Origin of the sequence: Pseudomonas sp. FP2338 (assembly GCF_030687515.1) — a bacterium.
GTDB classification, from domain to species: domain Bacteria; phylum Pseudomonadota; class Gammaproteobacteria; order Pseudomonadales; family Pseudomonadaceae; genus Aquipseudomonas; species Aquipseudomonas salomonii.
The window spans coordinates 3728312-3751612 of sequence record NZ_CP117436.1 but is presented as its reverse complement, the minus strand read 5'-3'; the positions used below and the strand labels follow the sequence as shown (position 1 = coordinate 3751612).

The following is a 23301-nucleotide window of genomic DNA, read 5'->3' as shown; positions in this document are numbered from 1 at the left end:
TGTTCGAGCTGCAGGTGAGGTCGTGAGTCGGGTTGGTGCCAGTCAATCTGTCAGCTTCGCCCTGAGCCTGGCCGAGTTCGCTGCCCAGACCAGCGAAGCCATCGACGCCAGCGTCCGCGAAATCATCATTGAGGTCGGCAGCAGCCTGATCCGCATGTCTCCCGTGGGTAACCCGGAGATCTGGGCGCAGAACGCCGTGGCGACCCAGTACAACAAGGCCGTTGACGATCACAACAGCGCGCTGCGCAGTGCCCCGGCCAACCTCACGAAGGGCGGCAGGCTCAAAAAGGGCCGCAAGCTCAACGACGGCATGGCCCTCAAGGCGCCAGATGGCTACGTCGGTGGCCGGTTCCGTGCGAACTGGCACATCTCGATCGGCGTGGTCGAGAACGTCACCTTTGACGAGGTAGACCCGAGCGGAGCCGAAACCACTGCGGCGCTGGTTGCTGCGATGAGTGACTTCACCGCCGGCCAGATGGCCTACATCATCAACAACTTGCCCTATGCGATCCCGCTGGAGTTCGGCCATTCCACCCAGGCCCCTGGCGGCATGGTCCGGGTAACAGTGGCTCGCTTTCAGCAGATCGTGCTGGAGGCCATCAGGAACAACCAGGTATGAGTCACGCAATCATCGCCTCGATCTACGAGGCCAAGCTGATCGCCTGGAATGCTGCCAGGTCGGAGAAGCTTAAGATCGTTTTCGAGAACACGGCCTACACGCCGGCGGCAGGCGAGACCTACCTGCGAGCCTTCACGATCCCTGGCGACACCGCGAGCAACACGCTCGGCGGTGATCACCGGCTGTTCACCGGCGTGTTTCAAGTCAGCATCATCGCGCCTGCGGGCACGGGTAAGACCAAGACGAACCCTATAGCAGCTGAACTGACCGATCTGTTCCCGCTCTACGCCAGGGACGCTAAGGGCTCGGTCACCGTGGTGACGATGTCGCCGGTCGACCAAGGCCCCGGCATCACCGGCGATTCCACCTACACCGTCCCGGTCTCGTTCTTGTACCGAGCCGACACGAACTGAACCCGCCCATTGGGCAAACCCACGAACCCGCCATTGAGCGGGTTTTTTGTTTCTGCAAAGAGGAAACCCCATGAGCGTCAAGATTCCCAACGGCACCACTTTTGAGATAGCGGCTACATTGAGCCTCGCGAAACCCTTCACTGCCATCAGTAACGCCAAGCCGGCGGTGCTGACCGCTGCGGCCCACGGCCTGTCCGATGGTGACGTGATCGTGATCGATTCCGCCTGGGCGAAGCTGAATGGCCGACCAGCGCGCGTAGTCGATTCTGAAACCGGCGAGTTCGCGGCAGAAGGCGTAGACACCACTAGCGTGAAGAACTACCCAGCCGGTTCTGGCGCCGGCAAGGTTCGTTCTGCGTCTGGCTGGACGCAGATCGCTCAAATTACAGAGCCGGCGGCGAACGGCGGGGAACAGCAGTTCCTAACCTATGGCTTCCTTGAAGACGACGATGACCGTCAGTTGCCTACCAACAAGTCGGCCAGCAGCATGACTCTTCCCGTCGCTGATGATCCAGCCCAGGCCTATGTAGCGATCGTAGAAGCTGCGGACGAAGACAAAGAGCCTCGCTTGGTCCGTGCAAACCTGCCGGGCGGCGCGACAATTTACTACTACGCGTACGTGTCGATTACCGCGACTCCGACATTGAGCCGCAACAACATCATGACGCGAACTATCACTCTATCGTTCGCCTCCCGTCCAACTCGCTACAACGCCTAAGAGGCCCTCATGGCAAAGTTTTCGATTGCTCCAAAACCGACATTTACCGTCGATGTAGCCATCCCGCAGGTGGGCGAAAAACCAGCAATTGTCCCGTTCACCTTCAGATATCGCGACCGTACGGCCCTGGCCGAGCTATTCGATTCCTGGAAGGCAAAAGCGGAGGCCATCGGTGAGCGCTTCAATGGGACAGAGCCAACTCTCGTAGAAGTGACCGCCGCCGAAGTTGAGCAGGGGGTCGATCAGGTCAAGGATCTGGTGGTGTCCTGGGGGTTCGGCGACAAGCTGAATGACGAGTCGATAACCGCTCTAGTAAAGAGTTGCGTCGGCGTGTCAGACGCGGTTGTGAAAGCGTACAGCGAAGCCTTCGGCAAGGCTCGATTGGGAAACTGATCGCCGCTGCCCGTGCGCTATACGAGCCCGATGGATCGGCCGAACAGATGGCTTTGTTCGGTTTCTCCCCCGAGGACTATGACGACACCTTCGAAGTCTGGCCGGACAACTGGAAGGCGTTCCTCGTCATGGATTCGATGTGGACTCAGTGGCGCACCGGCGCATGCGGCGCGACTGGTCTTGATTACGGCGTGCTGCCCGACGTGATGCAGCTCGTCGGTGTCCCAGCAAAGGATCGCATGCGAGTGTTCCAAGACATCCGCGTAATGGAATCGGAAGCTCTCGCGATTATGGCCGAAACCCGCGACAACAGCCCGTAACCACGGGTACTTATTCAAGGTGAGTCGATGAACATTGCAGAACTCGGCGTCAAGATCGACTCGGCCGATGCAATCCAGGCAAAAACGAGCCTGGATGAAATGGCGAAGGCCGGCGGCCGGGCCGAGCAGTCCGCTGTTTCGCTGATGAACGAAATGCAGGCGCTGGAGAAGTCTCTTTCCACCAGCGCCAAAACCACGCAGGAGTTGGCGAAGCAGCGTGAAGCACTCACCAAGCTGACCAAGACCGGCGCCTACGGTGAGGCCGAGGCCGCGAAGATCTCCGCGCAGCTCGACAAGCAGCAGGTGGCCTTGGCCAAGTCGGCCATGGATGAGCAGAAGGCTCTGAACAGCCTGCTGGGGGCGATTGATCCAGCGCGCGCGGCACTGGCCAAGCTCGATACCCAGGTAGAGCAGCTGGGCAAGCACCTCGACGAGGGTCGGATCAGCCAGGATCAGTACAACTCCGCGCTGAGCAAGATCGACAAGGATTACGCCAAGCTCGAAAAGACCACCACCGGTTTCGACAAACTGCGCCTCGGCACCCGCCAAGCCCAGGAAAACGTCGTTCAACTGGGTAACGCGCTGTCGTCCGGCGACTGGGGTAGCGGTGTTCGCGCCGTGGCTCAGTTGGGGGCTGGCGCTGGTGCAGGGGCTGCTGGGCTCCTTGCCATACTTGCTCCGCTTGCCTTGGCCACTGCCGCCGTGGGCGGCCTTGCCTACGCATACCACAAAGGTAGTGAAGAACAAGACAGCTACAACAAGTCGCTGATCCTCACCGGAAACTATGCTGGTGTGAGTGCCGGGCAGTTGGGCGATATGGCGCGCCAGGTGAGCGCGACGGTCGGCACTACCGGGCAGGCTGCGGCGGTACTGGCGCTGCTGGCTGACAACGGCAAGATCGCTGGCGAGAGTTTCTCAGGTATCACCCACGCCGCCGTGTCGATGCAGGAGGCCACCGGCAAGGCCGTAAGCGAAACGGTCGCTGAGTTCTCCAAACTGGCTGACGATCCGGTCAAGGCATCCGCCGCGCTGAATGAGCAATACCATTACCTGACTGCCTCGGTTTATTCGCAGATTACAGCACTGGAACAACAAGGCAATCACGCGGGCGCCGTGAAGCTGGCGACGGAGACTTACGCCGATGCCATCAACGAGCGCACGCCGAAAATTCTGGCAAACCTCAGCCTCTGGGAAAAGGCATACAACGCTGTAGCTCACGCTGCAGACGGCATCAAGAATATCGGTCGGCCTGATATCGGTGCAGATATAGAGCAGGCCCGCCGCGATCTGGACGATGCCCAGAAGGGCAATATTGGTCTGTTCCAAAACCAAAAAGAGATGATCGAGTTCCGGCAGAATCGCCTTAACATGCTAGAGGACGAAAAAGCCGCTCAGGCAGATATCGCCAAGTTGGAAGGTGAGCAAGCCAAAGCGCAGACTGACGCCGTTTCGTCCATGACGAAAATCGACGCGCTGACTAAATCTGCATGGACGAATGAGCAAAAACGCACCGAGGCGATCAAGGACTACAAGCGGCAGCTCGAAAACATTCGCAAGGTTGCGCCGAATGACCCGCGCCTGAATCAGGCAACGATCGATAAGAACCTGGCGAACATCAACGACCAGTTCAAAGATTCGAAGACTGCCGGAACGCAGGTAGACCTGACCGGCTTCAACGATGCCAAGAACAACCTTGCGTCCATCGCTGCCGACTACAAAAACTACCAAAAGGAACTGGAAGCGGCACAAAAGGCCGGCCTGCTTTCCGAGGGTGACTATCTTCTGCGGCGCCAAGCTCTCATCGGCAACGAACGCGACCAGGTAACGGCAGCCTACGAGGCCGAGATCACCGCACTGGAAGCCGTCAAGGGCAAGAAGACCACATCGGCCGCGCAAAGCATCCAGCTGGACCAGAAGATCGCCGACGCACACGCAGGCATGGTCAAGGCGCAGAAGGACGCTGACAGCCAGCTGGAAGTGCTGGCGACGAACGAGACCGGGCGCCTGGCCAAACAGGAGCGTGCGATCAGCACTTACGTGCAGGCGCTTGGGCAGCAACAGCGAGCCTTGGAGCTTGCCGGGCAGCGAGCCGTACTTGGCGTGGGGCAGGGTGATCGGCAAAACGCGCTCAGCGGCGAACTGAACAGCCAGCAAGACCGGTTTGCCCAGCAGTCGCTGGAGTTGGCCAACCAGAAGTCGGACCCGTCGCGGAACATGTCGGAGGAAGAGTTCACCCGTAAATCGCAAGCGCTCGCAGACGCGAACAAGGCGGCCACCGACCAAATTCGGCAGAACTACGCGGATGTAGAGAACGCCCAGGGCGACTGGACGAAGGGGGCGACAGCCGCCTGGGATAACTACCTTGACTCGGCGCGAAACATAGCCGGCCAGACGAAAAGCCTATTCGGCAACGCTTTCAGCTCAATGGAAGACTCGCTGGTTAACTTCGCCTTATCAGGCAAAGCGTCGTTCGCTGACTTTACCAAGTCGATACTGGCGGACATGGCACGCATTGCCACACGTCAAGCCAGTTCGGCATTGCTGGGAAGTCTGGTGGGCGCAGCGGCAAGTTACTTCGGTGGAAGCGCCGCCGGTGGCAATGGATTGGCGGCCGGATCTGCCGGTGCCGCGTCGTCGAATCTTGGTGCATCTGCAGGCGGCTATTCCGGCTCGTACTTTCCGCAGGCCAAGGGTGGTGCATGGGCGGGTGGTGTGCAGATGTTCGCCGACGGCGGCGCCTTCACCAACTCCATCGTCAGCAAGCCTACGGCGTTCGGCATGGCCAACGGCAAAACCGGGGTCATGGGTGAGGCTGGGGCGGAGGCGATCATGCCTCTGACCCGTACTTCGAGCGGCAAACTTGGTGTTATGTCCATGGGAGGAGGCGGTGTTGGCTCTACACAGATCAATGTGGAAGTGCACATCGACGGCGACGGCAATGCGTCTTCCTCTGCGGATGCGCCCGGCTACGACCTGTTCGGCAAAGAACTGGCCACGTTCGTTGAGCAGAAGTATCAGCAACTGCGCAACAAGGATATGGGCCAGGGCGGCGTCATCAACAAAGCAATCAAGGGGCGCTGATGGCAATCGAACGATTCATTTGGGCGACGGAGAAGGGCGCGGAGGGCGATATTACCCAGCGCGTCCGGACCAAGCAGTTCGGCGATGGGTACGCCCAGTCGGTCGAGGACGGGATCAACAACCTGTCAGAATCTTGGCCGGTGACCTTCACCGGCATGGCATCCCGTATCCTGGAAATCAGGAAGTTCCTCGACCGACACAAGGGGGCAAGAGGCTTTCTCTGGACGCCGCCCCTTGGCGAGCTTGGCCTCTACAAGTGCAACGGCTACAAGCCGGTTCACCGAGGCGGCCAGGTCTACGCGATCACCGCCACCTTCCAGCAAACCTTTCACCCCTGAGATAACCGCCCATGGCACTGATCACGGACATCCAGAAACTGGAGCCCGGCGGCGAGATTCGCCTGTACGAAATTGACGGTACCGAGTACGGCGCGGATTACCTGCGCTTCCATGGGCACGCAATTCCGCACACGCCCGAGGAACTGCTGGCGTACGAGCATTCGGAAGAGGATCTGCCAGCCAAGTCAATTTGGTGGCAGGGCGCCGAATATGCGGCCTGGCCGGTACAGATTGAAGGAATTGGCTCCAGCAGCGACGGCACGGCCACTCGCCCAACGTTCGCCGCTGGCAATGTCAACGGACGAGTCACTGCGCTGTGCCTGGCCTTCGAGGACATGCTGCAATTCAAGTTGACGGTCCGCGAGACCCTGGCCAAGTACCTGGACGCAGCCAACTTCCCCGAAGGCAACCCCACTGCTGATCCGACCCAGGAGGCGCTGGAGATCTGGTACATAGACCAGAAAACCAGCGAAGACGGCGAGGCCGTGATGTGGGAACTGTCTTCTCCGGGTGAGATCGACAATCACGGACTGCCCGGCCGGCAGATGACAACTTTCTGCCACTGGGCCATGACCAATGGTTATCGGGGGCCAGACTGCGGCTACACCGGCGCGGCCATGTTCGACGACGAGGATAACCCCACGGATGACCCTGCCCTGGACCAGTGCAAGGGCTGCCTGTCGTCCTGCAAGCTGCGCTTCGGCGAGAACAACGAACTTTCCTTCGGTGGATTCCCCGCCGTTTCCCTGATAGCCCGGAGCTGACCATGCGCAAGCACATCATTGCGGCCATTCAGGCGCATGCGGCAGCCGAGTACCCGCGCGAGTGCTGCGGCCTGCTGCTGGCCGTGGGCCGCGCGAAGAAGTACTTTCCATGCAGAAACATTGCCACGGAGCCGAGCGAAGAGTTCCGGCTTGATCCTGAGGACTACGCTGCGGCGGAAGACCTGGGCGAGGTGATTGGCATTGTGCATTCGCACCCAGACGCCACCAGTCGCCCGTCACCGCATGACCTGGCCATGTGCGAGGCAACGTCCTTGCCCTGGCACATCCTGAGTTGGCCCGAGGGCGACCTGCGCATGATCACGCCAACCGGCAGCACGCCGCTGCTCAGGCGCCCGTTCGTCCACGGCGCCTGGGACTGCTGGCAGGTCTGCGCTGATTGGTATCAGCGGGAGTGGGGGATTGTGTTCGAAGCCTTCGAGCGCACCGACGGCTGGTGGGAGAGTGCGGAGAACGCCAGCCTGTATGAGGAGCAATACGAGGCTGCTGGCTTTGTTCGCGTGGACAGGCCACAACGTGGAGACCTGATCGTCATGCACGTTGGCCGAACTGTTCACCCGAACCATGCTGGGATCTACCTGGGTACTGATCCCGCGTTGCCCGGTGAAGAGTCGGGCGTCTTCGGCCCAGGCCCGTTCCTGTTGCACCACCTCTACGGCCGGCCATCCGAAATCATCGTCTACGGCGGGCCATGGGCTCAACGGACCAGACTGATTTTGCGTCATGGAAGAGCTCGATAGCTATCGTAGCAAATGATAAGCCTGTTGCCCGCGGAAGATTGTTGTGATGTGCTTTTGCTATCCTAGCTGGTCAAACACCAAGGAATCGATTATGAAAAGGATAGTTTTGCTCGGGGCCATCGCCGTTCTACTTGCAGGGTGCGGGGAGAAAAAAATAGACGGGGCAACTGAAGACTCGTTCAAGAAATCAATAGGCGCTGTTAGCGAGTCTCTTCCTGCGGAACAACGGGAGCAGTTCAAGCAAGATGTAATTCTCCTTTCAATGAAAGGTATCGATCTTGCGGGGGTTATGAGCGGGAAACAAACATCCCAAAGCGTTTTGGATACAGCTCGTCAAGATATGAATGGAAAGACGGCTGCTCAAATCATGGATCAGGCGTCGGCAGTTCGCCTTGAGCGTGAGAAGCGTGAAAGGGATCAAGCGCTTGCGGAAATTCAGGAGCTGATTTCCAAAAAGAGCAAAGCGGAGAGCGCAAAGGCGCAGCTTAAAGCGTTCACGGTTGACAAATCCCGATTTCACCTAGAGAGCCAAAAATATATTTCGCAGAAAAAACCGTTTATAGAGCTTTCAGTGAAAAACGGTACAGCCCAAGCAATCTCGAGGGCCTATTTCAAAGGAACAATCGCCAGCCCAGGTCGTTCTATTCCGTGGTTCTCCGATGTTTTCAACTACGAAATCCCCGGCGGTCTGGAGCCTGGAGAAACGGCTGACTGGGTACTGGGGCCGAACCCTTATAGTGACTGGGGCAAAGTCGATGCACCTGCAGACGCGGTATTCACAGTAGAGGTTTATCGCCTCGACGGGGCGGACAAAACGGCCTTATACAGTTCCGAGGGGCTTAATGAAGCGAATCAGAAGCGACTAGAAGCCTTGCAGAAGAAATATTCAGTGAACTGATTCGGGTGGGCGTTGAGTATGCGAATTTTGATAGCGACGGTAGCGGTAGCGATGCTGGCGGGGTGCATGGCGCCTACGATGAACGAGGCGCGCCAGGACGGACCGTATAAGGTATTGACCTCGAAGAAGAGCGACGCCGCTCTGGCTAAGTGCGTTCATTACGAGTGGCAGAATCAGTCGATTTTCGGTGGCACGCCCGGCGCGACGCTTCAGCCAGGGCGTGATGCTGGATACACGGTGTTCACAGAGGGATCGCAGTACTTCGTTGACATCCAACCCAATGGCTCGGGCGCTGAGGCAAAGTATTACGTGGTGGTTGGTAACTGGATCGCCAATAAACGGCTGACAGCGCTGCAAGGCTGCTTGTAGCTGCACATATAGTTGTTCAAGGCTCGCTTCGGCGGGCCTTTTTATTGTTTGGAGAAAAGCACATGGCTGCACTTGCCATCAATTATCAACCCATGACCACGATCATGCTTTATGGGCAGCTCCGGCAGTTTGGCCGCTCTTTCCGAATGGCCGTAAATACTCCGGCCGAGGCGGTCAAAGCGCTATGCGTGCAAATTCCGGGGTTCGAGCGGTTCCTGTCTAATGCCAAATCAAGGGGTATTGAGTTTGCCGTTTTTCGAGGTAAGACGAACCTGGCTGAAAAAGAACTTGGATTCACGGGTGAGGGCGATATCCGAATTGCTCCCGTCATCACGGGTAGTAAGCGCGGCGGCGCACTGCAAACCATTATTGGTGCAGTCCTGATCGTCGTAGGTCTTGTTATCACCGGCGGCACCTTCGGTGCAGGCGCTCCTTTCGGTTCCGCCTTGATCATGATGGGCGGATCGATGGTGCTTGGCGGCGTAATCCAAATGCTCAGTCCCCAGCCTGGCGGCCTAAAAAACAGCGCTGCGCCAGAGAACACCCCCGGCTATGCCTTCGGCAGCGCCAAGAACACCACGGCATCCGGCAATCCGGTACCGCTCTGCATCGGCGAGCGCCGCTGGGGTGGGGCAATCATCAGTGCCGCCATCTACGCAGAAGACCAGATGTAGCCAATACCTGAAGCACCGTAGCCGTCCCATGAGGCGGTTTTTTATTGCCTGGAGAAAAGCATGGGCGCAGCACGCAAGATTGACATCCACGGCGCCAAGGGCGGCGAAGAGAAACCAAAAACGCCAACTGAGGCCCCGGACAGCCTGCGCTCCGTTGCCATCGCCAAAATGTTGATCGCTATAGGGGAGGGTGAGTTCGAAGGTACGCCGACCGCCAAGGACATCTATCTCGACAACACCCCGCTGCAAGATCCCCAAGGCAACATGAACTTCCCGAACGTGAAGTGGGAATGGCGTACTGGCGCGGTCGATCAGACCTATATCCAGGGCATTCCGTCGATTGAAAACGAGACCACCATCGGCACCGAATTGCGCAGTGGTACTCCGTGGGTGCGGGCAATCAGCAATACACAGCTTTCCGCCGTGCGCGTCCGTTTCGGCTGGCCTGCGCTTCAGTCCGTCGATGCCAGCAACAACATCAACGGGTACCGCATTGAGTATAAAATTGAGTTGGCCACTGACGGTGGTGCCTACCAGCAGGTATTGAGCGAGGCTGTCGACGGCAAAACAACCAGCCTATACGAGCGCACTCGCCGTATTGATCTGCCCAAAGCGAACACGGGCTGGCTGATGCGAATCACGCGACTGACTGTCAACAAAAACAGCCCGGCCAAATTCTCCGACATCATGCAGATCGCCGGCTTCACCGAGGTGATCGACGCGAAGATCCGTTACCCGAACACCGCAATACTCTACATCGAGTTTTCTGCTGAACAATTTCGCAGTATTCCGGCGGTAACAGTGGGCTGCAAGGCTCGAAAATGGTCAGTACCGAGCAACTATGATCCCGCATCGCGCACATACAGCGGCGTGTGGGATGGTACCTTCAAGGAGGCCTACACCAACAATCCGACCTGGGCGACGCTCGGCATTACCACCAACGACCGCTTTGGCCTTGGCCGCCGCATAAAGCCTTGGATGGTCGACAAGTGGGAGCTTTACCGGATCTCGCAGTACTGCGATCAGTTGGTGCCGGACGGGAAGGGCGGTATGGAGCCGCGCTTCATCTGCAATCTGAACTTGCAAAGTAAGGCCGATGCCTGGTCTCTGCTGCGTGACATCTCCGCCATTTACCGGGGCATGACCTACTGGGCTCAGGGCCAAGTCTTCACCTTGGCGGACATGCCGCGTGCCACTGACTTTGACTTCGCCTATACCGGCGCGAATGTCATCACCGAGGGGCGACAGCCGTTCATTTACTCCAGCGCGTCGGAGCGCACTCGCTACACCAGGGCGTTGATTAGCTACGACAACCCGCTGAACAACTACGACACAGACGTCACTGCTGTGACCGACCAGAAGCTGCAGCGGCGCTACGGCGACAACCCGCTGGAGATCAGTGCGGTTGGCTGCACGCGCGAATCCGAGGCCCAGCGCCGGGGTAAGTGGGCGCTGCTCACAAATTCTAAGGACCGGACCGTCACCTTCAAGGTAGGCCTCGACGGTCGAATCCCGCTGCCTGGTTACGTGATCCCTATCGCTGACGAGCTGCTGGCAGGTCGGCCAGTAGGCGGTCGTATCTCGGCCGTAAACGGCAAGGTCATCACTCTGGACCGAGACACCCAGGCCAAGCCTGGCGACCGGCTCATCCTCAACCTGCCAAACGGCAAGTGTGAGGGGCGGACCGTGCAACTGGTGAGCGGTCGGAAAGTCACGGTGACCGTGGCTTATTCGGTGACGCCCGAACCTGAACTGGTGTGGGCGCTGGATGCCGACGACTTGGCCATCCCTCTTTACCGTGTGGTGAGCGTGGCCCGGCCAGAGCCTGGCGTGTTCGAGATCTCGGCCGTGCAGTACGACCCGAGCAAGTTTGCGCACATCGACACCGGCGCGCGCCTGGAAGAAAGGCCGATCAGTGTTATCCCTATCACCGTAGTTCCGGCGCCGGCCAGTGTCACGCTGACGTCGAGCTACGCCGTGAATCAGGGTATCGCCATCAGTACCATGAACATTTCGTGGCCCGCTGTCGCAGGCGCGGTCGCGTATGACGTGGAGTGGCGCAAGGATAGCGGCAACTGGATCAAGGTGCAGCGCACCGGCTCGACGAGCGTGGACGTCACCGGAATTTACTCGGGCGCCTATCTGGCCCGTATTCGTTCGGTGAGCGCCTTTGAGATTTCTTCGACCTGGAAAAGCTCCAACCTGACCAACCTGGAAGGGAAGGTAGGCTTGCCGCCGGCGGTGTCGTTCCTGACCACCAAAAGCGAGTTGTTCGGTATCAGCATCAAGTGGGGATTTCCCGCTGGTGCAGAGGACACACAGCGCACTGAGCTTTGGTATGGTCCGGCGAACAGTCTGCCGGCCTCTTCGAAGCTGGCAGACCTGGCCTATCCGCAAACTGAATACCGCATGCAGCAGTTGCTGGCGGGCGCGACACTGTTCTTCTGGGCGCGCCTGGTGGACCGTTCCGGCAACATCGGGCCGTTCTTTCCAGTGGTTAACGGCGTTATGGGCCAATCCAGCTCGGATGCGGGACCAATTCTTGAGCAGATCAAGGGGCAAATCGCTGAGACCGAACTGGGCAAGACGCTGAAAGACCGCATAAACCTCATTGACGGCATCGGACCAGGATCGGTGAATGTCCGCATTGAAGAGGTGAAGCAGGAGCTTGAAGCGCTGATCACCGATATTACAGATGCGCTGCTCTATGATCCTGCGAAGGCTTACAAGGTCAACGAGATAGTGCGTCTTGATCAGCATCTGTACCAAGCAAAAATTGCTGTACCCGCTGGCAGCTCGCCGCCCAATGCTACCTACTGGACGGACATTGGCACGATCGCGCAAACGGTGAATGCGCTTTCTACGCAGGTGCAGCAGAACAGCGCAACGATCACCCAGCACGGGAACGACATCACGGCCCAGGTCCAGCAGTTAAGCGCTGTGAGGACGACCGTAAACGATCCCGTCACCGGTGTAAGTGCGACTGCAAGCGGTCTCAGCTCGCTCAAGACCTCGGTCACAACGCTTGACGGCAAGGTAACAACGACAGCGCAACGGGTAGATGGCATCTACCTACAAGTGAACCCGCCGCTTCAGGGCGATGACAGCGCCCTGATGGGTTCCGAGTCGTCCTATGTTGGTGTCTGGTCTACGCAGTCAGCTCTCATTGAGGGTGACCTAGTTCAGGGGCAGCGCACAGAGGCTGTCGAGGTAAAAACGGCAGCCAACGCCGCCGCTGTGCTGTCCGAGCAAACCGCCAGAGTCACGGCTGACAGCGCGCTTGGATCTCGGATCGATACAGTCACCGCCGCGACTGCAACCAATGCTTCAGCAGTTCAAAGCGAAATCACTGCGCGGACCAATGCTGACCAGGCGCTTGGCCAGAGGATTGATACCGTTCAGGCTCAGAGCCAAAGCAACGCTTCCGCCGTGCAAAGCGAGATCACCGCCAGGACAACTGCTGACCAGGCTCTGGGTCAACGCATCGATACTGTCCAGTCTACGGTCGGCGGAAACACACTCGCCATCCAGACCAACGCCACTGCAATTCAAACGGTCGACGGAAAGGTCACAGGTAGCTGGTCGGTGCGCATGCAGTACGACACCGGTACCGGCCTCTACAAGTACGCCGGTATCGGGCTCGGCCTGGAGAACGGCCCGGGTGGACTGCAGTCGCAGTTCATCATTGACGCTGACCGGTTCGCCATTGGACAGGCCGGAACTGTGCCGTTCGCGGTGCTGGGGGGGCAGACCTTCATAAAATCTGCGTTCATCCAAGATGCGTCGATTACAAACGCCAAGATCGGTAGCTTTATCCAGTCCAACAACTACGACCCTGGCCTTATTGGTTGGAGGCTGAACTTCGATGGTACGTTTGAAATTAACGGCATCGTCGCCGGTCAGGGGCGTTCCGTTATGACAAACCGATCGCTGCGATTCTGGGATGTAAACGGAGTTAAGCGGGTTCAAATCGGAGATCTAACCGAATGACTAATGGCATTAGAATATGGGGGGCTAACGGATCCTTGCAGCTTGATGAGAACTCTTTCACTGTAAGGGTTGTTTATTCAGCTCTTGTAACAAGAAACGTTGAGCGGCCCAACGTGACAAGGAATGTCACAATATCGATACCCGAGGTAAATCCATCCAACTATATAGCAGTGTGCGTTCCTAATATTTCTTTCACTGGCGACCCTAGTGGTCAGGACCCCAGGAACTCGCAGTTCGATGCTCAGGTTGTGCAAGGTGGAGTTGTGGTTTGGTTTACGAATCGAAATATGCCTACAGCAACATCTTTCGGGGTTGGAACACAAAGGCTTTTGGTGATGAGGTATAGGTAATGGCCTACGGTTTAAAATTCACCAACGTTTCAGACGTTGTTACCTTGGATTCAGAGTTTTCGAGGCTAGTGATTTTGTACTCTGCTAGATACAATGCAGGTGCATTTTTCCCAGCCCCGATCACTTCTCAAGAGCCGCCTCTTATTTTTGTAAGGCCTGACAACAACTCGTCATTTCAGTATGTGAGGCTTATTGGGACTCCGGGGAACTGGACAGGGTTTTCTAATTCAAACCCAGCAAACGCGCCGGGGACATACTTCTTGGCCGCCTATGAATCAAAAGAAACAGCAAGCTATGGGTTAAGGCTATGGGATGGAGCCTCAAAACTTTTGTTTGACAACGGAACGCCATGCGCTCAATTCACATTAGTTGCCACAACATGGTCTTTATTGTCTCTTACCAATCCGTCACCCGGTACGTGGATATATGTATATACGACACCTGCTAGCTTGACTTCTGGCGATTATATGCTGATCAACAATATTGCAATGGACCTTCCAGGCCAAAGTTCTTGGTCGAAGCTATCTTGCAGTTGTGATTATACAAGTAATAGAATTTTAGCTACTCTTCATAATCTTGGCGATTTCAGAACTGACGCGCTTTTTCTGCCTATATTGTTTGCCAAGCCTCTATCATAAGTTTTATGCGGCATTTTTCAAAAGTGGGTGGGCCAGTTCGCTCATTTAAATCTAAAAAAAGTTAAGCTCGGAGAGAATCATGGCAAGACAAGATATCAATCTCGGTACCGCTCCAACCGGTGTTGGTGGTGATACAACCCGTAGTACTGGTGTCAAGATAAACGCGATGATGACAGAGCTTTATGCACGACAGGCCCTGCTTGGGACGGCTTCTAACGCAGCCTTGACGGTGGGTACCACTGACGTAACAGCAGGCAGAGTACTCAAGGTTGGAGACTATGGATTCGGCATTATGCCAGTCTTCGTTGAGTACGGCGTGGATGTACTTACAACGTTCGGATACTGCTACATCAACTCCGGCTACAGCACGCCGACCGGGCACCGTAACGGCTGGCTATTTTCGTTACCGATCAGCGCCAATTACGTCATTCAAGAGTTCAGGTCTGAAGCTGATGGCTCGCTGCACACCAGGGCCAAAATCGCTGGGACGTGGCAGGCCTGGCGGATGACCTACAACACTGGCAACACCACGCGTGCCGCTGATGGCACCTTGAAGGCGATCTGACCATGGCAAGAGCAGCAATCAACATACTCGGCGCTACTGGCGCGACCTATGACTTTGTGACCGCTGGCGCAGGCGTTATCGCGTCTTCGCGAAAATCGGCGGGGGTGTACCAGATCACTGGATGCTTGGGCATGGTGCCGTTCCCACCGATCGATGATGGATGGGGCTACACGGTGAACCAGATCGACAGCCGGGCAGACGTGGACATTCAGTTCGAGGAAGGTGTGCTGACGGTGGCGGTCACCAAGGACGACAAACCGTATGACCTAAAGCACATGATCACGCTGCACATTCTGGTGCCCGATGCGCTCGTTGTACCTATGCCACCCATTGAGGTTCCCGAATCTACGGAAGAGCCTGAGCCGCCGGTAGAGGAAGCCGAAGCCTAATTACTTCACCGCTCAAACGATGCCGCCTCGAGCGGTTTTTTTTCGCCTGGAGAAACGTATGCCGATCACCAAGCAGCAACTGCTGCAGATCCTCCCGAACGCCGGCCGCCAAGCCGGCGTTTTTGTTTCTGCGCTGAACACCGCCATGAACCGCTACGCCATCGTCGGCACGCTGCGGGTAGCCGCATTCATTGCCCAAGTCGGGCATGAGTCTGGCCAGCTGCGTTACGTGCGCGAGATCTGGGGGCCAACCGCCCAGCAACTCGGCTATGAGGGCCGCGCTGATCTGGGTAACACCGTCAAGGGTGACGGCTCTAAGTACCGTGGGCGCGGACTGATCCAGATCACCGGCCGAGCCAACTATGCCGCATGCGGTGAAGCTCTAAGCCTGGACCTGATCAACAAGCCTGAGCTGCTCGAGCTGCCCCAGCACGCGGCGATGTCTGCGGCCTGGTTCTGGTTCACGCGAGGGCTGAACACCCTGGCAGACCAGAAAGACTTCGTGAAGATCACCAAGCGCATCAATGGAGGGCTCACCGGCCAGGCCGATCGCCAGGAGCTGTACGAAGCGGCGCTAAAGGTGCTGGTGTGACGCTGGTACAGAAGCTGGCGCTGATCCTGCTGGCAATGGCCGTGAGTTTCGGCGCTGCCTGGCAGGTTCAGGACTGGCGCATGGGGAAGAAGCTCGTCGAGCAACTCGCGGAGCAGGGTGCCGAGCACCAGAAAGACCTGGACGCAATCACCGGAGAGGCCTGGCGTCAGCAGACGACGGAGCAAGACAAGCGCCTGGCCACCGAGCGCCAACTCGCTACCCTGGACCAACAACACACCAAGGAATTATCCGATGCCCAGCGCAACCAGGCTCTGCTGCGTGACCGCCTTGCTACTGCTGATGTGCGGTTGTCAGTCCTTCTCGACGCCACGGATTCAGCCAGTGGCTGCGAAGTGCCTGCCGCCCCCGGCGCCGCCGGCGTGGTTTATGCAGCCCGTCGAGCCCAACTTGACCCAGCGCATGCTCAACGAATTATCGGCATCACCGACGATGGGGATAACGCCTTAATCGCGCTGCGGGCCTGCCAGGCGTACGTAAGGGCAATTGCACAATAATTCCCTTGAACTACCATCAGTCGGGGCGTTCGTATTGCGATCATCGAGTGAATAGACAGGGCACCATGGATAAGCGGCTTGCAGGCCTTTCATTTCTGCTCACTCTTGGTTGGGTTATCACAGTTGTGTTCGTCATGTGGTTTTTCAGCTGAAGAATACGGCTCTATTAGTTCCGAACCCTGGTTCCTCACGTTCCCGACGGCCCTTCCAACAGGAAACCACTCGAACTCTTCGGTCGGCTGACACAGCTCTTTCGCAATTTCCTCGGCGCGCGCAGATGAAATATCTGGATCAAGCCATTCATTGGAGTGCTGCGCAGTAAGCACTAGCGGCCTGCGGTCATGTATATCGACCATGCCCTGATCGCTCGCGGCGGTGATGATGACGAAACCGTCACCTTCGTGCGGGTCTAGGCCCGGATGTACCTGGGCCAAGGCACCAAAGAACATTGGCTTTCTGCTTTTCAGTCGAATGAAGTAGGGCTGCTTCTTTTTCGGGTCGTTCGGGTCTTTCACCCATTCATACCAGCCTTCGCTGGGCACGATTGCTCGGCCATTTGGCCAGAGCTGCTTGAAAAATTTACCGGTAGTGACGGTCTCGACTCGAGCATTGATCGGATCAGGTCTTTTTCCTTTTGCCCAGAACGGCGCCCACCCCCAGCGCACGGCATCAATGTGCAACCCATCCTCTTTGATGTGCAGTAACTGCACACGAGTCGTAGGCGCGACGTTAAACCGATTGATCCGCTCTGCGTCGTAGCCACTGAACAATTCGATCTGAGGGCTCAACTCCTCGATGTAGATCGCCATCCCCTCGTACTGAACAAATCGGCCGCACATAGAACACCTCCGCCTGTCGCAATCCCCTACAGAGAAATTGACCGCAAGCCGCTTACAAAGTTAACTGTACATTCGTACAGTATTTGCATAAGGCATCGCCATGAGCTTCAACATCTTGGGTCCAATCGCTAACGGGGGCGTCAGACTGCCTCTGTGCTCGTTCCACGTGCCGGCTGGCTTTCCATCGCCGGCAGCGGACCACATTGAGCAGCATATTTCCCTGGATGAAGTACTCAATATAAGAGCCCCTCACGTGTACCTGGTGATGATCACGGGGGAGAGCATGCAGGGTGCCGGGATTTTTGAAGGTGATCTGGCAGTGGTAGATCGCTCGATAGAGCCCGCCCACGGGCACATAGTAGTAGCGCTGCTGAACAACGACCCCATGTGCAAGCGCCTCTGCAAGCGCGGCAAGGAAGTGATCCTGCTATCCGAAAACCCTAAGTACCCGGCGCGCTATGTTCTGGAGGGTGACGAGCTTTCCATCTGGGGTGTGATCACAAGCACAGTCCGCAGTCATGTCTAATTCGCCAGTTTTCGCACTGATCGATTGCAACAGCTTTTACGCCAGCTGTGAGCGCGTATTCCGGCCCGATTTGGCCAAGACGCCGATCGTAGTCCTCAGCAACAACGACGGCTGTGTGATCGCCCGCAGCTACGATGCAAAGCCCTTCATCAAGATGGGCGAGCCGTATTTCCAGATAAAGCACAAACTCAAACAGCACGGCATTGTCCCGTTTTCCTCAAATTACGCTCTGTATGGGGATATGAGTGAGCGAGTCATGACGTTGATCGAGAGCATGGTGCCCGCCGTCGAGATCTACAGCATCGACGAAGCCTTTGCCGACCTCACCGGCATTGTTGGGCTTGACGCACTCGGGCGGCAGATCCGTGCCCAGGTGCTTCGATGCACGGGCATCCCTGTAGGCGTCGGCATTGCCAATACTAAGACCCTGGCCAAGCTCGCGAATCACACTGCGAAGCGCCTTCAAGCGCAGACCGGCGGTGTGGTGAACATCACCGATCCCATCAAGCGTGACTGGGTACTACGCAACACCGACGTTTCTGAGGTGTGGGGCGTTGGCCGAAAAATGAAACTCCACCTCGACGCTCTGGGCATCAAGTCCGCTATGGATTTGGCCAAGGCGGATCCGTGGACGCTCCGCAAGAAGTTCAGCGTTGTTATCGAGAAAACGGCGCGGGAGCTTGCGGGTACCTCGTGCCTCGAACTGGACGAGCCAGACCTTCCGAAGCAGGAAATTTGCTGCAGCCGGATGTTCGGCAAGCGGCTGACAGAGTTGGCACCCATCCAAGAAGCAGTGGCCACCTACATGATGAGAGCCTCGGAAAAGCTTCGAGCTCAGAACTCGCTATGCAAAAAGGTCCGAGTCTGCATTCGCACCGGGATGTTCAACCCGGAGGAAGCGAAGTATGCCAATGGGGTGGTGGTGGATATGCCATATCCAACAGACGACGTGAGATTGCTAACAAAGGCGGCCGTCGATGCGCTCGACCGTATTTTTCGGCCTGGCTTCAACTACAGCAAGGCCGAAGTGATGCTGCTGAACCTTTGCCAGCCAGGTGAATACACAGACGATCTGTTCGCTATATCGCAGCCGGCAGAGGCAACAAGAGTCATGACGGTGCTGGACCAGATCAATGACCGGTGGGGAAGGGGAACGCTACGTTCGGCCAGTGTACCGACGAACCCCGATTGGGGGATGCGCCGGGAGATGATGAGCCAGAGCTACACCACCAAACTGGACCAACTCTGGTCAGTGGCCTGCAAGTAAAGATTACTCGGGTGCCATCAGTACCGCCAAGGTCAGCTTGATGAACTCTTCGTTCTCATCGATGGTGTGCAAGGCGCCGCGCACATTCTCAGCCACGTCGGCAGAGCCGCGCTGCTCTACCCAGTTTGCTATTTCCACGATGGAAGCTTCAAGGGCCAACTGGTTTTCGTAAAGTTTGGAGAGCAGTGAAGGGAGTAGGTCGGAGTTTGGCATTGGCGTTCCTCTGGTGGAGTGAACAGCGTAGCAGCAGGCATACGAAGCTGTTTCCCACTAAGCGTTAGGGGAAAACGACCGGCTGCTGTCGGAACAGCGCACGCGCAAGACATTGCATATAAGTGATTACTGACCTTCCCCATTAGAAATCAGCATTCCCCTGATGATTGTCTCGCCATGCTGCTTGGCAAGCGCCTGTAGGTCGGGAGCATAGGGACTGGATAAACCAAACATCTCTCGGAAGAGCGCTCCTGCAACCAGTGGCCCCAACACTGAAAAAGCGTAAAGAGCCGGGTCACCAGGACGAATCTCTCCGAGCTGCTGCGCATCGCTGATGATTCCCGTAATCAGCTGCAGCATCTTCGTAACGACGTTGTCGTGCCAAATCGTTGCGAGGTCAGGAAAGGTTCTGCTTTCGCTGATCACGAGCCTAGCCAGAGCTGGAACTCGACTATTTCCGATTCGACCAGCTGCGCTGTTTAGCATAAGAGGTAACAGTTCTCTCAGCTTCCCTTCAAACCCCAGAGAGATCTGCTGAATACTTTGCAGATGGAGAGAAACCGCGTGATGCACAACTGCGCGGAATAGATCCTCTTTGGTGGCAAAGTAACGATAGAGCGTGCCTTTGACCACGCCTGCCCGTTTGGCGACGTCGCCGAGCTTAGCAGCCGCGAACCCACTCTCCGCAAATACATCCAATGCCGCCTCTATGATCTCAGCGGGCCGCGCATCCTTGCGCCGTTGCCATTTGGGTTGGGTATTCGTCGAGTCCATTGCCTATCCTGACATCTTCAAACCGGCAGTATAATGCTGTGTTCGCTAAAATACCGGCTTAACGTGGCAGAGTCTCCATTGGGGTCCGCCAGGGCCACATAGGTATCAGGCCGCAACAGATAAACAGCATTTTTTGCTAATCCGGCGTTCTGGTGCTCGCGCTGCCAAGCAAAAATATGCAGGGGCATGTTCTGCTTTTTGCACCAATCCACTAGGTCCTCCTTCGGTTCACCGTAGACATGGACTTGCCATTGGATTGCAGTAAGAGAGTCGTAGTTATCAGCGCTGGATAACGGCACCCAAGGCAAACGATCACCGCCCTGCACTTTACCTGCAGTTCCCTGACTCAGAGGGCTCTCGTGGTAATTCAACGTCGTCTGGGAAACCATTTGGAACATGTATTCGCGGACGTTTTCACTCTTGTACGCGACGCTCGCGAAAATTGGAGCGATCCGTGTTCGTACGAAGTCGGCGAAGCCGCCCTGAGCGGTGGCGAACGTGAATAACTTGTCAGTTGTTTCAACAAGCCTACGGGCGAAGGCCTGGCGCTCGACCTGGTAACTATCGAGCAGAAAGTCAGATGCCGAACCTTTCACCACAGCTGCTAGCTTCCATGCCAAGTTGATTGCATCCAGGATGCCTGTGTTCATGCCTTGACCACCTGCCGGGCTATGTACGTGGGCAGCGTCTCCCAGAAGAAATGCTCTGCCACGTCGGAATTGATCCGTGACGCGATGATGAACGCGGTAGGTAGAAAACCAATTCACATCGCTGATCTTGATGTTCAGGCCATTAATGGCCTCATGACCCACATCAGCAAACGTCAGCGTTTCCGGATGTTCAGCACGTTCGTCTCGTACGATGCCAATCAGGCGGTATCGATCAGCCTCGCCATAGGACATGACCATCACAAACTCGGACTTATCAAAAGCAATATGCGCTTCCCCAGCTGGTTCAACGCCACTGGCTGTGACATCTGCGACGTAGAAAAGCTGTTTGTAAGTTCCGCCTTCGAACCCGCTGCCTATTTCATGACGAACAAGCGAGCGAGCGCCGTCGCATCCGGCGAGATAAAGCGCTGTGAAAGGTTCCCCGTGACCATCAGCATGCTTCAAGATCGCAGTGATTTGGTTGCCATTATCCTCGAAAGACAACAGTTCGGTCTGGCGCTCTACTTCGACTCCAAGTGACTGGAGTTGCTTCACGAGTAGACGCTCATGGTGATCTTGGGGGTAAACCAGCACAAACGGATAGGGTGAAATCTCTCCGCCTGCATCGATCAGTGGGATGCGTGCCTTCCGGCTGCCTCGTGCCCACATGTTCATGGCGGGTGTTTTATAGCCAGCCTCAATAACCGCATCGGCCATGCCGAGCTGGCGATAAAACTCCAGAGTGCGCGCCTGAACTGCCATGGCCCGAGAGGTTTCACCCGGGCCGCTACTTTTATCAATGATCCTGACGGCGACACCTTGCTTAGTGAGCCACAGCGCTAGAGCCAATCCCGTTGGGCCGGCTCCAACAATGAGAACGTCGGTTTGTGCCATGATCTAACCTCATAAATATTAATGACCTGGAGGTCATTAATATTCCGGAAGGGCAGTAATGTCAATGATCCATCACGATCGACGAATATTTTCTGCACATCCAAATGCCCCCGCCGGACTGCCATGCGGTATAGAGGGGAGTGTCAAGAAGGTGGTACGGAGTTTTTTGTAGCGCGCTATAAGGCATGTATTACCGGGTCTTTAGGATTAGTAGATCCAATCCATCATCGTACGCGTTGGGGAGTGTCGGCTAGACGTCCGGCACCTCATACAGGTGGGAAGAGAGAAACGCTATTACATCCGCTTCTGGCCGAACGCGGCCGTACGATATGTCTCATCAGGCGTAGGGCTGTTTGTTGGTTTGTGTTCGGTCGGCAGGACGCCGGAAGAGGGTAAATCATTTCCGCAACTGTGCATGTGCCCTTTGATCTGCGGGGCTTACAGACCAGTAAAAAGCGTTCAAGTGCGGAAACGATCCATAGCTAACGTATTGATTTGTATAGTTAACGCGGCAGTCTTGAAAACCGGCGGACGTTAATAGCGTCTCCAGGGTTCGAATCCCTGGTTTCCCGCCAAGATTTACACGAAAGCCCCGCGATTGCGGGGCTTTTGCGTTTCTGGGGTTTGGGCTGAGCGTCGGCTCAGAGACTGATCGTTTCCGCATCATTCCGGGCGGATATCACGGAGCTGGATCTGGCGAGTGCTGACTGCCAACACCCTATCGGCTTTCTCTTTGGCGGGCTTCAAGCGAGTACGATGAGCGGCGCCTATCCCGCCACATGCAAATCTCCACGATGAGCGATGTGCACCTTGTTGCCATCTGGATCACGCAGGTACGCACCGTAGTAACCGTCACCATAGTGGGGGCGTTGGCCAGGTTCACCTTCATCAGACCCACCTGCAAGAAGCCCGGCTGCATAGGCGCTATCTACCGCACTTGTAGAGGGTGCAGTGAAAGCCACCATGCTGCCATTCCCTGCTCCGGCCTCATTGCGGTCATAAGGGCTGTACACATAAAAGCGAGGGAGAGCGCTACCTGGCTTGATCCAGCATGCCGAAGGTGGCCCGCCATCAGGGGTTACAGGCCGACGACAGAGCCCCAAGGGGATCAGCACCGCGTCATAGAAGCTAGACGCCTTATCAAGATCGTTTGTCCCAACGGTTACGTGACTGAACATCCTGTATTCCTGCTTACGAAGGCAAGGCGTTATCGTGTCATTTTGAAGGTGGGCGTGTATAGCGCTCGTCGGGTAAGACGAGGGTGAGTCTCGGCTCTCCAAATCGCAGACAAAGAAAAGCCCGCGATGGGGATTAGCGGGCTTAAAGGGATGTTCTCTAGGAGCTGGGGTAACCATAAGCGCCCGAGTGTGAAAGGGATGTGAAAGGTTGCGCTCAATAGGACGTTGCGATCGCCTTGGCGAGTTGCATATCGGACATAAGGGGTGACCTGTAGCTCAATCGATAGTGTCGGGAGGCTTGCTCGAACTGTGCTCCGCGAATCTCGCCGTCCGAACCTATGAACGTCAGTGCGTCAGTCTTGGCTGACTTGAAAATCTTTGGCGGCTCGGTGGTGAGGGATGTGGTTGCCCCAATTAAAATGGTTGGCAAGGAAATGGTGATAAATATTCCTGCAGCGACAGGGTTGACGTTGTCGCCTGATACGGCCTGTGTGCTGACCGATGCCAGTAAGGCGATTGCCAAAGTCTTCCATGAATTCATTCTTCGATGCTTCCACTGCGATCAGAGCGGGCCAC

The 23301-nt window shown here is 56.7% G+C and carries 26 protein-coding genes; 20 read left to right on the top strand and 6 right to left on the bottom strand.

The window, feature by feature from the left end; translation table 11 throughout:
• Nucleotides 1-22: 22 nt before the first annotated feature.
• The 18 genes from PSH96_RS16755 (at nucleotide 23) to PSH96_RS16670 (ending at nucleotide 16384) form a co-directional block, all read left to right on the top strand.
• Nucleotides 23-619, top strand: a complete 597-nt coding sequence (locus PSH96_RS16755) for a hypothetical protein (RefSeq protein ID WP_305453969.1) — start codon at nucleotides 23-25, stop codon at nucleotides 617-619.
• Nucleotides 616-1032 carry a phage tail terminator-like protein gene (locus PSH96_RS16750; protein ID WP_305453968.1) on the top strand — a complete coding sequence of 139 codons (417 nt, stop codon included), beginning with the start codon at nucleotides 616-618 and terminating at the stop codon, nucleotides 1030-1032. The genes PSH96_RS16755 and PSH96_RS16750 overlap by 4 nt, the downstream gene beginning before the upstream one ends.
• Before the next feature lie 70 nt (nucleotides 1033-1102).
• Nucleotides 1103-1750, top strand: a complete 648-nt coding sequence (locus tag PSH96_RS16745; protein WP_305453967.1) for a phage tail protein — start codon at nucleotides 1103-1105, stop codon at nucleotides 1748-1750.
• A 9-nt stretch (nucleotides 1751-1759) separates the two neighbouring features.
• Nucleotides 1760-2143 carry a phage tail assembly chaperone gene (locus PSH96_RS16740; protein ID WP_305453966.1) on the top strand — a complete coding sequence of 128 codons (384 nt, stop codon included), beginning with the start codon at nucleotides 1760-1762 and terminating at the stop codon, nucleotides 2141-2143.
• Nucleotides 2144-2190: 47 nt separating this feature from the next.
• Entirely contained in the window at nucleotides 2191-2463 is a 273-nt protein-coding gene (locus PSH96_RS16735; RefSeq protein ID WP_305453965.1) for a DUF1799 domain-containing protein, read from the top strand.
• A gap of 27 nt (nucleotides 2464-2490) precedes the next feature.
• Nucleotides 2491-5544, top strand: a complete 3054-nt coding sequence (locus PSH96_RS16730; RefSeq protein WP_305453964.1) for a phage tail tape measure protein — start codon at nucleotides 2491-2493, stop codon at nucleotides 5542-5544.
• Complete coding sequence (locus PSH96_RS16725; protein ID WP_305453963.1) at nucleotides 5544-5882, top strand: phage tail protein; 339 nt, start codon at nucleotides 5544-5546, stop codon at nucleotides 5880-5882. The genes PSH96_RS16730 and PSH96_RS16725 overlap by 1 nt, the downstream gene beginning before the upstream one ends.
• Before the next feature lie 11 nt (nucleotides 5883-5893).
• Nucleotides 5894-6646 carry a phage minor tail protein L gene (locus PSH96_RS16720; protein WP_305453962.1) on the top strand — a complete coding sequence of 251 codons (753 nt, stop codon included), beginning with the start codon at nucleotides 5894-5896 and terminating at the stop codon, nucleotides 6644-6646.
• Between the two features lie 2 nt (nucleotides 6647-6648).
• Complete coding sequence (locus PSH96_RS16715) at nucleotides 6649-7404, top strand: C40 family peptidase (RefSeq protein WP_305453961.1); 756 nt, start codon at nucleotides 6649-6651, stop codon at nucleotides 7402-7404.
• 91 nt (nucleotides 7405-7495) lie between these two features.
• Complete coding sequence (locus PSH96_RS16710; RefSeq protein WP_305453960.1) at nucleotides 7496-8302, top strand: DUF6694 family lipoprotein; 807 nt, start codon at nucleotides 7496-7498, stop codon at nucleotides 8300-8302.
• 78 nt (nucleotides 8303-8380) lie between these two features.
• Complete coding sequence (locus PSH96_RS16705; RefSeq protein ID WP_305453959.1) at nucleotides 8381-8671, top strand: hypothetical protein; 291 nt, start codon at nucleotides 8381-8383, stop codon at nucleotides 8669-8671.
• A 62-nt stretch (nucleotides 8672-8733) separates the two neighbouring features.
• Entirely contained in the window at nucleotides 8734-9345 is a 612-nt protein-coding gene (locus tag PSH96_RS16700) for a tail assembly protein (protein WP_305453958.1), read from the top strand.
• 60 nt (nucleotides 9346-9405) lie between these two features.
• On the top strand, nucleotides 9406-13335 hold the full coding sequence (locus tag PSH96_RS16695; protein ID WP_305453957.1) for a phage tail protein: 3930 nt from the start codon (nucleotides 9406-9408) through the stop codon (nucleotides 13333-13335).
• Nucleotides 13336-13684: 349 nt separating this feature from the next.
• On the top strand, nucleotides 13685-14323 hold the full coding sequence (locus PSH96_RS16690) for a hypothetical protein (RefSeq protein ID WP_305453956.1): 639 nt from the start codon (nucleotides 13685-13687) through the stop codon (nucleotides 14321-14323).
• A 79-nt stretch (nucleotides 14324-14402) separates the two neighbouring features.
• Entirely contained in the window at nucleotides 14403-14888 is a 486-nt protein-coding gene (locus PSH96_RS16685; RefSeq protein WP_305453955.1) for a pyocin knob domain-containing protein, read from the top strand.
• Between the two features lie 2 nt (nucleotides 14889-14890).
• Nucleotides 14891-15277 carry a phage tail protein gene (locus PSH96_RS16680; protein ID WP_305453954.1) on the top strand — a complete coding sequence of 129 codons (387 nt, stop codon included), beginning with the start codon at nucleotides 14891-14893 and terminating at the stop codon, nucleotides 15275-15277.
• Between the two features lie 58 nt (nucleotides 15278-15335).
• Nucleotides 15336-15869, top strand: coding sequence for a glycoside hydrolase family 19 protein (locus tag PSH96_RS16675; protein WP_305453953.1), 534 nt, complete (start codon nucleotides 15336-15338; stop codon nucleotides 15867-15869).
• The gene (locus PSH96_RS16670; RefSeq protein WP_305453952.1) at nucleotides 15866-16384 is read left to right on the top strand and encodes a lysis system i-spanin subunit Rz; all 519 of its coding nucleotides are present in this window, start codon (nucleotides 15866-15868) and stop codon (nucleotides 16382-16384) included. Before PSH96_RS16675 ends, PSH96_RS16670 begins: the two co-directional genes overlap by 4 nt.
• Nucleotides 16385-16473: 89 nt before the next feature.
• Here the strand turns inward: PSH96_RS16670 and PSH96_RS16665 are convergent, their stop codons facing one another.
• On the bottom strand, nucleotides 16474-17223 hold the full coding sequence (locus PSH96_RS16665) for an SOS response-associated peptidase family protein (protein WP_305453951.1): 750 nt from the start codon (nucleotides 17221-17223) through the stop codon (nucleotides 16474-16476).
• 100 nt (nucleotides 17224-17323) lie between these two features.
• On the opposite strand from PSH96_RS16665, the gene PSH96_RS16660 reads away from it, so the two are divergent.
• Together PSH96_RS16660 and umuC are read left to right on the top strand one after the other, a co-directional pair.
• Nucleotides 17324-17749, top strand: coding sequence for a LexA family transcriptional regulator (locus PSH96_RS16660; RefSeq protein ID WP_305453950.1), 426 nt, complete (start codon nucleotides 17324-17326; stop codon nucleotides 17747-17749).
• The gene (gene umuC / locus PSH96_RS16655; protein WP_305453949.1) at nucleotides 17742-19016 is read left to right on the top strand and encodes a translesion error-prone DNA polymerase V subunit UmuC; all 1275 of its coding nucleotides are present in this window, start codon (nucleotides 17742-17744) and stop codon (nucleotides 19014-19016) included. Before PSH96_RS16660 ends, umuC begins: the two co-directional genes overlap by 8 nt.
• A 3-nt stretch (nucleotides 19017-19019) precedes the next feature.
• On the opposite strand, the gene PSH96_RS16650 is transcribed toward umuC, so the two are convergent.
• The 5 genes from PSH96_RS16650 to PSH96_RS16630 all read right to left on the bottom strand — a co-directional run bounded on the left by PSH96_RS16650 (nucleotide 19020) and on the right by PSH96_RS16630 (nucleotide 23266).
• A complete protein-coding gene (locus PSH96_RS16650) occupies nucleotides 19020-19229 on the bottom strand; it encodes a hypothetical protein (protein WP_305453948.1) in 210 nt (69 codons plus the stop codon).
• 126 nt (nucleotides 19230-19355) lie between these two features.
• Nucleotides 19356-20003 (bottom strand): TetR/AcrR family transcriptional regulator, encoded by a 648-nt coding sequence (locus PSH96_RS16645; RefSeq protein WP_305453947.1) that lies wholly within the window; start codon nucleotides 20001-20003, stop codon nucleotides 19356-19358.
• 17 nt (nucleotides 20004-20020) lie between these two features.
• Nucleotides 20021-21547 (bottom strand): FAD-dependent oxidoreductase, encoded by a 1527-nt coding sequence (locus PSH96_RS16640; protein ID WP_305453946.1) that lies wholly within the window; start codon nucleotides 21545-21547, stop codon nucleotides 20021-20023.
• A gap of 767 nt (nucleotides 21548-22314) precedes the next feature.
• Entirely contained in the window at nucleotides 22315-22725 is a 411-nt protein-coding gene (locus PSH96_RS16635) for a VOC family protein (RefSeq protein ID WP_305453945.1), read from the bottom strand.
• 214 nt (nucleotides 22726-22939) lie between these two features.
• Entirely contained in the window at nucleotides 22940-23266 is a 327-nt protein-coding gene (locus PSH96_RS16630) for a DUF2388 domain-containing protein (RefSeq protein ID WP_305453944.1), read from the bottom strand.
• Between the last annotated feature and the right edge of the window lie 35 nt (nucleotides 23267-23301).

Excerpts from the sequence above, each read along its gene's own strand:
- PSH96_RS16665 (WP_305453951.1), bottom strand. The coding sequence starts at position 17,223 with ATGTGCGGCCGATTTGTTCAGTACGAGGGGATGGCGATCTACATCGAG.
- PSH96_RS16720 (WP_305453962.1), top strand. The coding sequence starts at position 5,894 with ATGGCACTGATCACGGACATCCAGAAACTGGAGCCCGGCGGCGAGATT.
- PSH96_RS16725 (WP_305453963.1), top strand. The coding sequence starts at position 5,544 with ATGGCAATCGAACGATTCATTTGGGCGACGGAGAAGGGCGCGGAGGGC.
- PSH96_RS16715 (WP_305453961.1), top strand. The coding sequence starts at position 6,649 with ATGCGCAAGCACATCATTGCGGCCATTCAGGCGCATGCGGCAGCCGAG.
- PSH96_RS16685 (WP_305453955.1), top strand. The coding sequence starts at position 14,403 with ATGGCAAGACAAGATATCAATCTCGGTACCGCTCCAACCGGTGTTGGT.
- PSH96_RS16680 (WP_305453954.1), top strand. The coding sequence starts at position 14,891 with ATGGCAAGAGCAGCAATCAACATACTCGGCGCTACTGGCGCGACCTAT.
- PSH96_RS16645 (WP_305453947.1), bottom strand. The coding sequence starts at position 20,003 with ATGGACTCGACGAATACCCAACCCAAATGGCAACGGCGCAAGGATGCG.
- PSH96_RS16660 (WP_305453950.1), top strand. The coding sequence starts at position 17,324 with ATGAGCTTCAACATCTTGGGTCCAATCGCTAACGGGGGCGTCAGACTG.
- PSH96_RS16635 (WP_305453945.1), bottom strand. The coding sequence starts at position 22,725 with ATGTTCAGTCACGTAACCGTTGGGACAAACGATCTTGATAAGGCGTCT.
- PSH96_RS16750 (WP_305453968.1), top strand. The coding sequence starts at position 616 with ATGAGTCACGCAATCATCGCCTCGATCTACGAGGCCAAGCTGATCGCC.
- PSH96_RS16730 (WP_305453964.1), top strand. The coding sequence starts at position 2,491 with ATGAACATTGCAGAACTCGGCGTCAAGATCGACTCGGCCGATGCAATC.
- PSH96_RS16695 (WP_305453957.1), top strand. The coding sequence starts at position 9,406 with ATGGGCGCAGCACGCAAGATTGACATCCACGGCGCCAAGGGCGGCGAA.
- PSH96_RS16705 (WP_305453959.1), top strand. The coding sequence starts at position 8,381 with ATGAACGAGGCGCGCCAGGACGGACCGTATAAGGTATTGACCTCGAAG.
- PSH96_RS16735 (WP_305453965.1), top strand. The coding sequence starts at position 2,191 with ATGGCTTTGTTCGGTTTCTCCCCCGAGGACTATGACGACACCTTCGAA.
- PSH96_RS16675 (WP_305453953.1), top strand. The coding sequence starts at position 15,336 with ATGCCGATCACCAAGCAGCAACTGCTGCAGATCCTCCCGAACGCCGGC.
- umuC (WP_305453949.1), top strand. The coding sequence starts at position 17,742 with ATGTCTAATTCGCCAGTTTTCGCACTGATCGATTGCAACAGCTTTTAC.
- PSH96_RS16650 (WP_305453948.1), bottom strand. The coding sequence starts at position 19,229 with ATGCCAAACTCCGACCTACTCCCTTCACTGCTCTCCAAACTTTACGAA.
- PSH96_RS16640 (WP_305453946.1), bottom strand. The coding sequence starts at position 21,547 with ATGGCACAAACCGACGTTCTCATTGTTGGAGCCGGCCCAACGGGATTG.
- PSH96_RS16700 (WP_305453958.1), top strand. The coding sequence starts at position 8,734 with ATGGCTGCACTTGCCATCAATTATCAACCCATGACCACGATCATGCTT.
- PSH96_RS16745 (WP_305453967.1), top strand. The coding sequence starts at position 1,103 with ATGAGCGTCAAGATTCCCAACGGCACCACTTTTGAGATAGCGGCTACA.
- PSH96_RS16630 (WP_305453944.1), bottom strand. The coding sequence starts at position 23,266 with ATGAATTCATGGAAGACTTTGGCAATCGCCTTACTGGCATCGGTCAGC.
- PSH96_RS16690 (WP_305453956.1), top strand. The coding sequence starts at position 13,685 with ATGGCCTACGGTTTAAAATTCACCAACGTTTCAGACGTTGTTACCTTG.
- PSH96_RS16740 (WP_305453966.1), top strand. The coding sequence starts at position 1,760 with ATGGCAAAGTTTTCGATTGCTCCAAAACCGACATTTACCGTCGATGTA.
- PSH96_RS16710 (WP_305453960.1), top strand. The coding sequence starts at position 7,496 with ATGAAAAGGATAGTTTTGCTCGGGGCCATCGCCGTTCTACTTGCAGGG.